Annotated in this window: 11 protein-coding genes; 5 read left to right on the top strand and 6 right to left on the bottom strand. The window is 68.5% G+C overall.

What is annotated here, in order from left to right; genetic code table 11:
- The first annotated feature begins 9 nt into the window (after positions 1–9).
- The gene (locus tag BLQ91_RS33365) at positions 10–1,185 is read left to right on the top strand and encodes an MFS transporter (protein ID WP_245734025.1); all 1,176 of its coding nucleotides are present in this window, start codon (positions 10–12) and stop codon (positions 1,183–1,185) included.
- On the opposite strand, the gene BLQ91_RS33360 is transcribed toward BLQ91_RS33365, so the two are convergent.
- The 4 genes from BLQ91_RS33360 to BLQ91_RS33345 all read right to left on the bottom strand — a co-directional run bounded on the left by BLQ91_RS33360 (position 1,158) and on the right by BLQ91_RS33345 (position 6,661).
- A complete protein-coding gene (locus BLQ91_RS33360; protein ID WP_090103612.1) occupies positions 1,158–1,697 on the bottom strand; it encodes a DUF3455 domain-containing protein in 540 nt (179 codons plus the stop codon). The genes BLQ91_RS33365 and BLQ91_RS33360 overlap by 28 nt on opposite strands.
- Positions 1,698–1,743: 46 nt before the next feature.
- Positions 1,744–2,292 carry a DUF3455 domain-containing protein gene (locus BLQ91_RS33355; protein ID WP_245734023.1) on the bottom strand — a complete coding sequence of 183 codons (549 nt, stop codon included), beginning with the start codon at positions 2,290–2,292 and terminating at the stop codon, positions 1,744–1,746.
- Between the two features lie 124 nt (positions 2,293–2,416).
- A complete protein-coding gene (locus tag BLQ91_RS33350) occupies positions 2,417–4,510 on the bottom strand; it encodes a PhoX family protein (protein ID WP_090103425.1) in 2,094 nt (697 codons plus the stop codon).
- 129 nt (positions 4,511–4,639) lie between these two features.
- Positions 4,640–6,661 (bottom strand): PhoX family protein, encoded by a 2,022-nt coding sequence (locus BLQ91_RS33345; protein WP_090103423.1) that lies wholly within the window; start codon positions 6,659–6,661, stop codon positions 4,640–4,642.
- A gap of 201 nt (positions 6,662–6,862) precedes the next feature.
- Here BLQ91_RS33345 and BLQ91_RS33340 point away from each other — a divergent pair, with 201 nt between their 5' ends.
- Positions 6,863–7,492, top strand: coding sequence for an HAD family hydrolase (locus BLQ91_RS33340; RefSeq protein ID WP_090103421.1), 630 nt, complete (start codon positions 6,863–6,865; stop codon positions 7,490–7,492).
- 99 nt (positions 7,493–7,591) lie between these two features.
- A complete protein-coding gene (locus BLQ91_RS33335) occupies positions 7,592–8,326 on the top strand; it encodes an SDR family NAD(P)-dependent oxidoreductase (RefSeq protein WP_090103605.1) in 735 nt (244 codons plus the stop codon).
- 36 nt (positions 8,327–8,362) lie between these two features.
- Here the strand turns inward: BLQ91_RS33335 and BLQ91_RS33330 are convergent, their stop codons facing one another.
- Positions 8,363–9,448, bottom strand: coding sequence for an inositol-3-phosphate synthase (locus BLQ91_RS33330; RefSeq protein WP_090103419.1), 1,086 nt, complete (start codon positions 9,446–9,448; stop codon positions 8,363–8,365).
- A 31-nt stretch (positions 9,449–9,479) separates the two neighbouring features.
- Positions 9,480–10,025: a PadR family transcriptional regulator gene (locus BLQ91_RS33325; protein WP_090103417.1), complete on the bottom strand. Its 546-nt coding sequence runs from the start codon at positions 10,023–10,025 to the stop codon at positions 9,480–9,482.
- A gap of 164 nt (positions 10,026–10,189) precedes the next feature.
- Between BLQ91_RS33325 and BLQ91_RS33320 the strand changes: the two genes are divergently transcribed.
- Together BLQ91_RS33320 and BLQ91_RS33310 are read left to right on the top strand one after the other, a co-directional pair.
- Complete coding sequence (locus BLQ91_RS33320) at positions 10,190–10,588, top strand: DUF5318 domain-containing protein (RefSeq protein ID WP_176960083.1); 399 nt, start codon at positions 10,190–10,192, stop codon at positions 10,586–10,588.
- A gap of 404 nt (positions 10,589–10,992) precedes the next feature.
- Entirely contained in the window at positions 10,993–13,458 is a 2,466-nt protein-coding gene (locus BLQ91_RS33310; protein WP_176960082.1) for a transglycosylase domain-containing protein, read from the top strand.
- Positions 13,459–13,461 lie beyond the last annotated feature (3 nt).

The following is a 13,461-nucleotide window of genomic DNA, read 5'->3' as shown; positions in this document are numbered from 1 at the left end:
GGAACTGTAGTGCCCAAGAAGTTGATCCTGCCGTACCTGTGCCTGCTCTACTTCATCAACTACCTGGACCGGGTCAACATCGGGTTCGCCGGGCCGAACGGCATGTCGGAGGAGCTCCGGCTCAGCGCGACGGTGTTCGGGTTCGCGTCCGGGGTGTTCTTCCTCGGCTACCTCCTGCTGGAGGTGCCGAGCAACCTCGCGCTGCACAGGTTCGGGGCTCGCAGGTGGATCGCGCGGATCATGGTCAGCTGGGGGATCGTCGCCACGGCCATGGCGTTCGTGCCCAACGGGACCGTGCTGATCGTGCTGCGGTTCCTGCTCGGTGTCGCGGAGGCCGGGTTCTTCCCCGGGATCATCCTGTACCTGACCTACTGGTACCCGCAGGAGGACCGGGCGCGGATCGTCGCGCTGTTCATGGTGGCGGTGCCGATCTCGACGGCGCTCGGGGCGACGTTCAGCGGGTTGCTGATCCAGTGGTTCGACTGGCGCACGATGTTCCTGGTCGAGGGGCTGCCGGCGATCGCGCTGGCGTTCGTGACGTGGTTCTGGCTGCCGGACAAGCCCGCCGAAGCCGTCGAGCAGCCGCGGGAGGAGCACTGGCCGTTGAAGAAGGTCTTCACGCACCCGCGGGTCCTGGCGCTGAGCTTCGTGTACTTCGGGATCGTGTACGGGCTCTACACGCTGGGGTTCTTCCTGCCGACGATCATCAAGGGGCTGGCGCCGGGGGCGGGCGTCGTCGAGCGCGGGCTGATCAACGCGATCCCGTACGTCCTCGGCGCGGTCGCCATGGTCCTGTGGGCCAGGCACGGCGACCGCACCGGGGAGCGGAAGTGGCACGTCGCCGCGCCGATGCTGCTCGGTGGCGCGGCGATCCCCGTGGCGCTCCACCTGGAGAACCCCGTCGCGGCGATGGTGGCCGTGTCGGTGTGCGCCATCGGGGTCTGTGCCGCCTTGCCGACGTTCTGGGCGCTTCCCACGAGTTTTCTCGGCGGCACGGCGGCGGCGGGGGGCATCGCGTTGATCAACTCACTCGGCAACGTGAGCGGCTTCGCGGCTCCGTACGTCACCGGGTGGCTGAGCGACCTGACCGGGACCCAGAAGACGGGCCTCTGGGTCGTCGGCGTCACGATGGTCGCGGCAGCGGTCGTCGCGCTCGTTCAGAGAGCGGGAGCGGAGAAGGTGTAGAGCGCCTCGTAGCGGACGGAGGTCTGGGCGCCCTCGGTGCAGCCGCCGGTCGGCGCGAGACCGCCCCTGGTGTTGAGGCGCTGCACGTAGGTGACCCCGGCGAACACCCCGGAGCCCCTGGTGGACTTCGTCTTCAGCAGGAGCTCCGGAACGGCTCCGGCGACCTCGTTGCGGGCGCCGTCGACCGGTGCCGCCTCGACCGCGCTGCCGTCGACGGTGGAGACCCAGATCGGACCGCGCGAGTGCAGTCCGACCGCCCTGCCGAGCCGGTCGGCCAGGGTGGCGGCGGGTTCGAGGCCCTTCCACGCCCCCGCCGTGCAGGTGTAGGTCTGCACGCCCTTGGCGTAGAACTTCTCGACGACCTTGTTGCCGGGCGGAACCTGGACCGCGGGTGCCACCCTCGCGGCGGCTTCGCTCACGGCAGCCGGCGTCGGCGCGGCGGTGGAGCCGACGCCTCCCGCCAGGATGCCCAGGAGAGTGGACGAGACCAGGACCAAGCCTGCGCGTTTCATCACGTCCGGGCCTACGGGAGAGTCAGCGGACCGGTTCAGTTCCGTCTCAGCCGGCGGACTTGAAGAAGGTGTAGAGCGCCTTGTAGGGCACGGACGTCTGCGCGCCGGCCTTGCACCCACCGGACGGCGCCACGCCGCCCTCGGTCTCGAGGCGCTGCACGTAGGTGACCTTGCCGAACAGGCCGTCGCCCCGTGCGGTCCTGGTCTTGAGCAGGAGTTCGGGGACGGCGCCCTCGACGTCGTTCTTGGCGCCGTCGACGGGAGCGGCCTCGACCGCGCTGCCGTCCTCGGTGGAGATCCAGACGGGGCCGCGGGAGTGGATGATGATCGGCTTGCCGTTCCTGTCCGTCAACGTCGCGGTGGGTTCCAGGCCCTTCCACGCGTTGCCGGTGCACGAGTAGGTCTGGACGCCCGTGGCCCGGTACCCACCGACCAGCTCCTGCCCGGCAGGGACCTGGACGGCCGCGGCGACGGCGACCGGCGCCTGCTCCGCCTGGGCGACGGGGCTGGGCGTCGCGATGCCGGCGGTGGAGGTGCCGCACGCAGCAAGACCCAGAAGAGCAGCAGTACCAACGAAAAGACCAGCACGACGCACGATCACTCCAAAGTAGACAGCCAATGTGGACGTTCCCTTGGCTGTCCGCGGTGCAGCCACCCCTCACACGGAGGAGCGGCTGCACCGGTTCACCGGGCGTGCGTGAGCCGGACCACAGAGATGATCAGTCGCAGATCTTGCGGCGGTCCTCGCGCCACACCACCGCGACCGACGGACGCGGCTGCGAGGTGCCGCCGTCCGGCCAGTGCGACAGCGGGTTGTTGGCCGAGGCGCCGTCGACCTCACCAGGGTGCTGCACCGACACCAGCACGAAGTCCTCGGTGATGACCGGGCCGCAGGTCTCCGCACCCTTCGGCACCGTCAGGAACTGCTTGACCTGACCGCGGCGCCTGCCGGAGACCGGCACCGCGAACAGGCCGTCGTTGGAGCCCAGCGCGTTGCCGTCGGTGGAGATCCACAGGTTGCCGTGCGTGTCGAACGCGACGTTGTCCGGGCACGAGATCGGGCTGACCTGCGACTTGTCGTAGCCGCCGAAGTACGTGCCGGGGTCCTTCGGGTCACCGCAGACCAGCAGCAGCTTCCACGAGAACGTCAGCGCCGTGTTGTCGCTGCGGCGCTCCTCGATCTCCAGGACGTGGCCGTGCTTGTTGCCGTTGCGCGGGTTGACCTCGGTCGGGCCTTCCTTGCCCACCTTGCCGCGGTCGGTGTTGTTGGTGAGCGCGGCGTAGATCCGGCGGTTGTGCGTCGAGGGCTCGACGTCCTCCGGGCGGTCCATCTTGGTGGCGCCCACCTTGTCGGCGGCCAGGCGCGTGAAGATGTAGACTTCCTCGGCGGTGAAGCCCGGCACGAACGACCTGTCGTTGTGCGCCAGCGCGATCCACTCGCCCGAACCGTCGAACTCGCCGTCCGCGGGCAGCTTGCCGGTGCCGTCGATCTCGGCGGCCGGGCTGTCACCGGTGAACTTGGCGACGTAGAGCGTTCCCTTGTCCAGCAGCTGCTTGTTGTGCTCGCGGGCGCGCTTCGAGTTGCCCTTCATGTAGCGCTCGTCGGTGACGAACTTGTACATGTAGTCGAAGCGCTCGTCGTCACCCATGTACGCGACGACGCGGCCGTCCTCGGCGACGATGACGTTCGCGCCCTCGTGCTTGAAGCGGCCGAGCGCGGTGTGCTTGACCGGCGTCGACTTCGGGTCGAGCGGGTCGATCTCGACGATCCAGCCGAAGCGGTTGGCCTCGTTGGGCTCCTGGGCCAGGTCGAAGCGCTTGTCGAAGCGCTCCCACTGGCGCGTCGACGCGCCGCCGCTGATGCCGTAGCGGGCGAGCTTGGCCTTCGTGTCCGGGTCGGCGACCTGACCGCCGTTGGCGAAGTACTGGTTGAAGTTCTCCTCGCCGGACAGGATCGTGCCCCACGGCGTGACGCCGCCGGCGCAGTTGTTCTGCGTGCCCAGGACCTTGCGGCCCGTCGGGTCGACGGAGGTCTTGAGGTACTTCGATCCGGCTGCGGGACCACGCATCTCGAACGGCGTGGTGAGCGTGATCCGGCGGTTGTACTTCTTCATGTCGTCCTTGCAGACGACGAGCTTGCCGGTGCGGTGGTCGCGGTCGACCATCACGACCGACATGCCGTGCGCGGCCCACGCGATCTTGGCGTGCTTCTCCGTGATCTTGTCCGGCGCCCAGTCCTTGAACATGAACGTCTCGGACGTGTACTCGTGGTTGCTCACCATGAGCCAGCTGTCCCAGGCGCCGGGCACCGGGACGAGGCCGCAGAAGTCGTTGTTGAAGCCGAACTGCTTGGCCTGCGCCTCGGGCGTCTGGTTGTCGAAGTCGAACTTCGGCGCGTCGGGCAGCACCGCGTCACCCCAGCGGATGACGACGTCCTGCCGGAAACCCTTCGGCACGGAGATCTGGTCGAGGGTGTTGGGCGCCACCGGCTCGAAGTTCAGACCGTCCTTGCCGTGGCCGCCGCGACCGAGGGCCTCGGCGTCGGCGTGCGCCGGGGCGGCGGCAGCGGAACCGGAGAACGCGAGCGCACCGGCACCGGCGGCCGCGACGACGGCACCGGCCTTCAGCATGCCGCGACGGCTCACGACCTCCTTGACGACGTCACCGAAGTACGCGTTGCGCGAGGTGTTGGGCGCGTCGTGCGCACAGGCGTTGCCGCAGCGGAACTCGCAGGTGACCGCCTGACGCCCGAGCGGGTGGTTCGTCGGGAGCAGGGGCAGCAGGCGGCGGCCCCGATCGGTGGGTGAGGACACGCAGGCCTCCGAGATCGGTCAGTGTGGGAACTGGCCGAACCTAAGAGCCGAACGAGATCGCCTGCCGTCCGGAAGGTGAACGGCAGGCGAACTCGTCCTACACCCGCACGACCACGGCACGCAGGGTGATCAACCGATCTCACCCAGCTGACGGTGGCCCTTGCGCCACACGGCGACGACCGACGGGCGGGGCCTGCTGGTGCCGCGGTCCGGCCAGTTCGACACGGGCTTGTCCGCGCTCGCGCCGTCCACCTCGCCGGGGTGCTGCACGCACACGGTGATCACCCGCTCGCCGATCACCGGCCCGCACGTCTCACCGCCGCGCGGCACGGTGAGGAACAGCTTGAGGTGACCGCGTTCCGGCCCTTCGAGCGGCACGCCGTAGAGGCCGTCGTTGAGCCCGCCAAGCTTGCCGTCCGCGTCCGTGGAGATCCACAGGTTGCCGTGCCGGTCGAACGCCACGTTGTCCGGACTGGAGATCGGGCTGACCTGCGACTTGTCGTAGCCGCCGAAGTAGGTGCCCGGGTCGTCGGGGAAGCCGCAGACGAGGAACAGGCCCCAGTTGAACGTGAGCGCGAGCGCGTCGCCCCGCCGCTCGGTGATCTCCAGCACCTGGCCGTGGCGGTTGTTGACCCGCGGGTTCGGCTCGGTCGCGCCCTCCTTGCCGGGCGTGACACCGCGTTCGACGTTGTTGCTGAGCGCGCAGTAGACCGTGCCGGTGCGCGGGTGGCACTGGATGTCCTCGGGGCGGTCCATCTTCGTCGCGCCGACCTTGTCCGCCGCGATGCGCGTGAAGACGTACACCTCTTCGGCCGTCATGCCGGGCACGAAGGACCTGTCGCCCGCCGCCAGCGGGATCCACTCGCCGGTGCCGTCGAACTTGCCGTCGCTCGGCAGCTTGCCGGTGCCGTCGATCTCGCTCACGGGGCTGTCGCCCTTGAACCGGCCCACGTACAGGGTGCCGTCGTCGAGCAGCGTCATGTTGTGGCGGCGTGCGGCCTTGCTGTTGCCGCGCTTCATCTTGCCGTTGGAGATGAACTTGTAGATGTACTCGAACCGCTCGTCGTCACCGGAGTAGGCGACGATGCGGCCGTCGTCGGCGACGCGGATGTTCGCGGTCTCGTGCTTGAAGCGGCCGAGGTGGGTGTGCTTGACCGGCGTGGAGTCCGGGTCGTGCGGGTCGAGCTCGATGACCCAGCCGAACCTGTTGACCTCGTTGGGTTCCTGGGCGAGGTCCCAGCGCTTGTCGAAGCGCTCCCACTTGCGGGTGGTCGCGTTCCCGGTGACGCCGTAGCGGGTCAGGCGCGGGTCGTTGCGGCCGGCGCCGTTGGCGAAGTACTGGTTGAAGTTCTCCTCGCCGGACAGGATCGTGCCCCACGGCGTGACGCCGCCGGCGCAGTTGTTGATCGTGCCGAGCACCCTGCGGCCGGTCGGGTCGACGGAGGTCTTGAGCAGGTCGCTGCCCGCGGCCGGACCGCGCACCTCGAACGGCGTGTGCAGCGTGATGCGGCGGTTGTACTTGCTGAACTTCGGCCGGTAGTGCCCGGAGAACAGCGACCGCTTGATCATGAAGACGGACAGGCCGTGCGCGGCCCAGCCGATCTTCACCTGCTCCTCGGTCGGGTTGTTCGGGTCGTACCCGCGGAACATGAACGTCTCGCTGGTGTACTCGTGGTTGGTGACCATGATCCCGCTCAGCTCCAGCGGGTCCAGCGGCAGGATCGCGGCGAAGTCGCAGTTGAAGCCGAACTGCTTCTCCTGCTTGGCGGCGGTCTGGTCGTCGAAGTCGAACTCGGGGACGCCGGGGAACAGCGGGTCGCCCCAGCGGATCACGATCCCTTGTTCGTACCCCTCGGGGACGACGACCTCGTCCAGGGTGTTGACCTCGACGGGCGTGAAGTCGAGCCCCTTCGGCGGGCGGTGGCCCTGCGCCTGCGCGGGGGCCGCGGCGGCGGTCGCGGGCAGGGCGGCCGCCGCGGTGGCCGCCACCACGGCACCGGCCTTGAGGGCGGTGCGGCGGCTGACCAGGTCGCCGAAGTAGGGGTTGTCGGAGGTGTTCGGGACGTCGTGGAAGCACGCGTCCCCGCAGCGGTACTCGCACGTCACCGCTGCTCTGCCGACGCGGTGGTTGACGAGAGGCAGAGGGATCATGGTGGGGGCCTCCTACGGTCGGCTGGGGAACCGCACCCGACCGTAGGCGTCCGTTCATGCTTTGTTAACCCACAAGTTGTTCACCGATCCCGGTGAAGGCGACAACTGCGGCGGAGGCCGTGGTCCACACCTGCCTGGACTGAGCTGACAGATTTTGATTAGCAAAGCGAAGCATCGCGGGCCACAGGGTACGGTTCCGGTGTGGATGCGGTGATCTTCGACCTCGACGGCGTGCTGATCGACTCCGAGCAGGTGTGGGACGAGGTGCGCCAGTCGTTCGCCGCCGCGCACGGCGGGACCTGGACGGACACCGCCACCCGTGACATGCAGGGGATGTCGACGCCGGAGTGGGGCGCGTACCTGGTCGAGGCGGTCGGGGTGCGCCTGGAGCCCGAAGAGGCCTCCGCCGGGGTGATCGCCGAGATGGAGAAGGCCTACGCGGCCCACCTGCCGGTGATTCCCGGTGCCGTCGAGGCTGTTCGCGCGGTGGCCTCGCGGTTTCCGGTGGCGATCGCTTCCTCGGCGCCCGCTGTGCTGATCAGGGTCTTCCTCGACGTGACCGGGCTGCCGGTGCCCGTGGCCGTGTCTTCGGAGGAGTGCGCTGCCGGGAAGCCCTCGCCGGACGTGTACCTGTTGGCGGCTTCTCGGCTCGGGGTGCCCGCCGCGTCTTGTTACGCGGTCGAGGACTCGACGAACGGGTTGAAGGCGGCGCTGGCCGCGGAGATGACCGTGCTCGCGGTGCCGAACCCGCACTTCCCGCCCGCCGCGGAGGTGCTGGAGCAGGTGCGGGTGCTGGGGTCGATCTCGGAGTTGCCGGACGCGCTGGCGTGACGCATCTCCTGCTGCCTCTGCCAGCAGGTCTGGTGCTGAGCACCAGAACCACGCGCGGGTGCCTCCCGCGGAGCGCCGTCTGTCCATAGCGTGGTGTCCATGACGCAACGAGTTGCTGTGGTCACCGGCACCGCGCAGGGCATGGGTCTGCGCATCGCCGAGGTGCTGCGCGAGGACGGGTACGCCGTCGTCGGCTTCGACCTGCGGGAGAGCGAGGGCGGGATCGTCGGCAACGTGGCGAGCGCCGCAGACGTCCAGCGCCTGACCGAACACGTCCTGGACACCCATCAACGGGTCGACGTGCTGGTCAACAACGCCGGGATCGCGGGCATCGTGCCGTTCGAGGACACCAGCCTCGAGCAGTGGGAGCGGATCATGGCGGTCAACCTGACCGGGCCGTTCCTGCTCACGCAGGCGCTGGGCAGGGTGATGCTCGAGCAGCGCAGCGGCAGCGTCGTCAACATCGCGTCCGTCGCCGGGTTGCAGGGGGTGGCGGACCGGGCCGCCTACAACACGACCAAGCACGGGTTGATCGGGTTGACGCGCACGCTCGCCGTCGAGTGGGGCGGGCGGGGGATCAGGGTCAACGCCGTGTGCCCCGGCTGGGTCAAGACCGAGATGGACGTCGAGTCGCAGGCCGGCGGATACTACGTGGACGACGACATCACCGACCACGTGCCGGCGGGGAGGTTCGCGGCGCCGGACGACATCGCGCAGGCCGTGCGGTTCCTGGCGAGCGACAACTCGAAGTACGTCAACGGTGTCGCACTGCCGGTCGACGGCGGGTGGACCGCGGACGGCAGCTGGCAGAAGCTCAGGCTCTCGAAGCGCTGAGAGGAGGGGCCGCCCGGGAAGGCGGCCCCTCGCAGATCAGGCTTCGCCGCGGATGAACGCCTCGACGGCCTCGTGCGCCTCGGAGTCCGAGTACTGCACGGGCGGGGACTTCATGAAGTACGACGACGCCGAGAGGATCGGGCCGCCGATGCCCCGGTCGAGGGCGATCTTCGCCGCGCGGACCGCGTCGATGATGATGCCCGCCGAGTTCGGGGAGTCCCAGACCTCGAGCTTGTACTCGAGGTTCAGCGGCACGTCGCCGAACGCGCGACCCTCGAGTCGCACGTAGGCCCACTTGCGGTCGTCGAGCCACGCCACGTAGTCCGACGGGCCGATGTGGACGTTGCGCTTGCCCATCTCGCGGTCCACCTGGGACGTGACGGCCTGGGTCTTGGAGACCTTCTTGGACTCCAGGCGCTCCAGTTCCTTCATGTTCAGGAAGTCCATGTTGCCGCCGACGTTCAGCTGCATGGTGCGGTCGAGCTGGACGCCGCGGTCCTCGAAGAGCTTCGCCAGCACGCGGTGCGTGATGGTGGCGCCCACCTGGGACTTGATGTCGTCACCGACGATCGGGACGCCGGCGGCGCGGAACTTCTCCGCCCACTCCGGGTCCGAGGCGATGAAGACGGGCAGGGCGTTGACGAACGCCACACCGGCGTCGATGGCGCACTGGGCGTAGAAGCGGTCCGCTTCCTCCGACCCCACCGGCAGGTACGAGACGAGCACGTCGACCTCGGCCTCGCGCAGCGCCGCGACGACGTCCACCGGCTCGAAGTCCGACTCCTCGATCGTCTCGCGGTAGAACCGGCCGAGCCCGTCGTAGGTGTGCCCGCGCTGGACGACGACGCCGAGAGGTGGCACGTCCGCGATCTTGATGGTGTTGTTCTCGCTGGCCGAGATCGCCTCGGAGAGGTCGACACCGACCTTCTTCGCGTCCACGTCGAACGCTGCGACGAACTCGACGTCGCGCACGTGGTAGTCACCGAACTGCACGTGCATCAGACCGGGCACGCGGGTGCTCGGGTCGGCGTCACGGTAGTAGTGGACGCCCTGCACCAGCGACGCCGCGCAGTTGCCAACCCCGACGATGGCCACTCGAACGGTGCGGCGGTTTTCGCCCATTGCCGAGTCCTCCTTGATCAACTTTGATGTCCTACTCGTCCTGCTCGGACAGTTCGTGCTTCTCGTGCGCGATGAGCTCGTTGAGCCACCGCACCTCGCGCTCCGTGCTCTCCAGGCCCTGCCTGTGCAGCTCACGCGTGTAGCGGTCGATCTGCTCACCCGTGCGCGTGAGCCGCTCGCGGAGCCCCTCCCTGCGTTCTTCGACACACCGCCGGCGGCCCTCCAGGATGCGCATCCTGACGTCGGCCGGCGTGCGTGAGAAGAACGCCAGGTGGACTCCGAACGAGTCGTCGTCCCAGGTCTGCGGACCCGCGTTGACCAGGAGTTCGGCGAACCGCTCCTTGCCCTCGTGAGTCAGCTTGTAGACCTTGCGCGCCCGGCGTCCCCAAGAAAGAGCCGACTCCTCCGGCCCCTCCTCCACGATCAGGCCCGCACGCTGGAGTCGCCGCAACGTTGGGTACAGCGATCCGTACGAGAACGCTCGAAACGCTCCGAGCAGGTCATGCAAGCGCTTGCGCAGCTCATAGCCGTGCATGGGCGCCTCGTGCAGCAGGCCGAGCAGCGCGAACTCGAACACGAGTCACCTCCTCGCGCCTGCACCGATAGGTGAGGCGATTATATCGATGCGATACATCGGTGGGTCCTCTCAACTGTGGGATGTGGCACACCGTGATACCGCGTCCTGGTCCGCTGCCCTGAACGGCCCATATGGCCAAAGCGGTCGGCACGTACTCTTGTCTCGTGTTGACCCAACGACAGGTGGTGGACTACTCGCTGCAGCGCCGCGCGCTGCTGGCGGAGGTCTATGCCGGTCGCACGGGCACCATGGAGGTCTGCGACGCGTCCCCGTACCTGCTGCGAGCTGCGAAGTTCCACGGAACGGCGACCGAAGTGCCGTGCCCGGTCTGCCGGAAGGAACCGCTCACGCACGTCTCGTGGGTCTACGGCGACGAGCTCAAGCACGCGGCCGGCTCGGCCCGCGCACCCGAAGAACTGGCGAAGATGGCGAACCTCTTCGACGAGTTCTCCGTGTACGTGGTGGAGGTTTGCCGCACGTGCAGTTGGAACCACCTGGTGCAGTCATACGTCCTGGGGAAGCGTGGGCTGGAAAAGCCACGCAGGAGGACCGCGGCGGAATGACCTACAGGTGACACTGCTCCGAATGAAGTACGACCACCGAACCGTGTGCTGACGCACGCCGGTCTGGGAGGCCTTTTCACGTGAACGACCAGCATGATGACAGGCAGCGCGGAGGCGAACCGCAATGGCCGACCGGGGACGACCCGGACGGCGGCGGCACGAGACGCGATGTCCCGAATCAGCCGCGACCGGGCACTCCGCCCGGCGGTTTCGCGCGCCCTCCCCAGGGTGGCACGCCGCCCGGTGGTTTCCCACAGCAGCAGCCCCCACGCCGCCCGAACGGACCAGGCGGTCCGCAGGGCGGTCCCGGTGGCCCGCAGGGCGGTCCCGGCCGTCCGCCCGGTCCCGGTGGGCCTGGTGGCCCCGGCGGTCCCGTTGGCCGTCCCCCGACGCCTCCCGGCGGCATGCCGATCGCCCCGCCTCCCGGTGGCCGCCGCCCCGGTGGTCCCGGTGCTCCCGGTCCCGGTGCTCCTGGTCCGCAGGGCGGCCCCGGTCGTCCCGGCGTTCCCCCGCGCAGCCCCGGTGAGGAACGCACCACGCAGATGCCGCCGGTCAACCGGCCGACGCAGCGCGAACCGGAGCTGATCACCCACCGCGAGCCGGAGGACGAGTTCCTCATGGCGGGCGTCGGTGCCGGTGTCGGCGACGATGACGACGACTACGAGTACGACGACGAGCCGGAGCTCACCGAAGAGGAGGAGCGCCGCCTGCGCAAGAAGAAGATCTGGAAGCGCGTCCGGATCGGCGCGTTCGTCGCGATCGGCCTGATGATCCTCGGGCCGGTGATCGCCGTCGCCGTCGCGTACCCGCTGGTCGACTGGCCGCGCCCGAACGACATCGCGGCCGACCAGGACAAGACGATCACGCTGCTCTACTCGGACGGCACTGAGATGGGCAAGATCACCTCGCCCGGTCAGAACCGCACGATGCTGACGTACGAGGAGATCCCGGACACCGTCAAGAACGCGGTCATGGCCGCGGAGGACGCGAACTTCTACGACAACCCCGGCTTCGACGCCAAGGCCATCGTCCGCGCCGTCTGGATCCAGGCGACCGGCGGCAGCAGTGGTGGTTCCGGTCTGACGCAGCAGTACATCAAGAAGGCGACGGGCAAGGAAGAAGCCACGATCACCCGCAAGTTCACGGAGCTCGTCAAGGCCTACAAGATGAGCAACGAGTCGGACCACAACACGATCCTCACCGCGTACCTCAACACGGTGTACTTCGGTCGTGGCGCCAACGGCATGAAGGCAGCGGCGCAGGTCTACTACGACAAGGAGATGAAGGAGCTCACGCCTTCCGAGGCGGCCCTCATCGCCGGCATGATCCAGACGCCCTCGTGGTCGGAGGACCAGGAGTACTCGAAGAAGCGCTGGGAGTTCGTGATGCTCCAGATGCTTCAGAAGAAGTGGATCAGCCAGGCCGACTACGACGCGCGCCAGTACCCGACGCCCCTGCCGTTCGAGCAGACGCAGCCCGCGGGTCTCGACGGCCCGCTCGCCCGCGTGAGCCAGCAGGTCCAGAACGAGATCGACAGCCAGCTGATCGGTCTCACGATGGAGAAGGCGCAGAAGGTCGGCGTCACGGTCCACACGACCATCGACCCGAAGATGCAGCAGGCCGCGGTCGACGCCGTGAACTCCGTCATGCAGGGCCAGGACCCGGAGCTGCGCACGTCGCTCAGCGCGATCGAGCCGCAGTCCGGCGCTGTGAGGGCGTACTACCCGGGCAAGGACGGCCTGAAGGGCATCGACTACGCCAAGGGCACGATCCAGGAGGCCGGCTCGTCGTTCAAGCCGTTCGACCTGGTCGCCGCCCTGAAGATGGGCAAGGGCATCGGCGACACCTACGACAGCACGCCGCGCACGATCGCCGGCGTTCCGATCCGCAACGCCTCAAGCACGACGTGCGGCAAGGAATGCACGATCCGGCAGGCCATGAAGGAGTCGCTCAACACCGTGTTCTACGACATGGTGGCGAGCCCGAACGGCACGGGCACGGTCGCCGTCGCGAACGCGGCGTACGAGGCCGGCATCCCGAAGTCCGTCATGGTCGACGGCAAGGCGAAGCAGCTGCTGGTGGGTGAAGGCGGTGGCAAGCCCAACGCCGGTATCGCCATCGGCGCCGACAACGCCCAGGTGCGGCCGTTCGACATGGCCTCGGCCTACGCGACGTTCGCCGCCCGCGGCATCTACCGCGCGCCGTTCTTCGTCACGAAGATCGCGGGCCCGAACGGCGACGTCCTCTACCAGCACGTCGACCAGCCGGTCCCGGCCTTCGACCCGGTGGAGGAGAAGAGCCGCGACATCGCCGACAACGTCACCGAGGCGTTGAAGGAGATCCCGACCTTCTCGAAGATCGGCTGCGCGGGCAACCGCGAGTGCGCCGGCAAGACCGGTACGCACGAGCTCGACGGCAGCATCGACCAGAACTCGAAGGCGTGGATGGTCGGCTACACGCCGCAGATCGCCGCCTCGGTCTGGATTGGCAAGGACGCCGGCAACGTGCCGATCAGGAACAAGGAGGGCAAGGCGATCTTCGGTTCGGGTCTCCCCGGCCAGATCTGGAAGAAGTTCATGGACGGGGCTCTCGCGGGCGCTCAGAAGGAGCCGTTCGCGAAGCCCAAGCCCCTCGGCAACTTCAACCCGCCGCGGAAGTCGGAGCCGCCACCCCCGTCCAACACGCCGCCGAACACGCCGTCGTCGAACACGCCGTCGTCGAACACGCCGGAGTCCCCGACGAAGCCGACCAAGCCGACGGGCGAGCCGTGCCAGGGCCTGATCTGTCCTCCGAGCAACCCGAACACCTCGACGTCGTCGAAGCCGGGACCCGGCAACCCGACGGGGGGCCGCGACCCCGGCGACACCTGAACG

The organism is Lentzea jiangxiensis (assembly GCF_900104175.1).
Taxonomy (GTDB): Bacteria; Actinomycetota; Actinomycetes; order Mycobacteriales; family Pseudonocardiaceae; genus Lentzea; species Lentzea jiangxiensis.
Note: the sequence above shows the minus strand (reverse complement) of the source record. Positions and strands in the feature narration are given on the sequence as shown.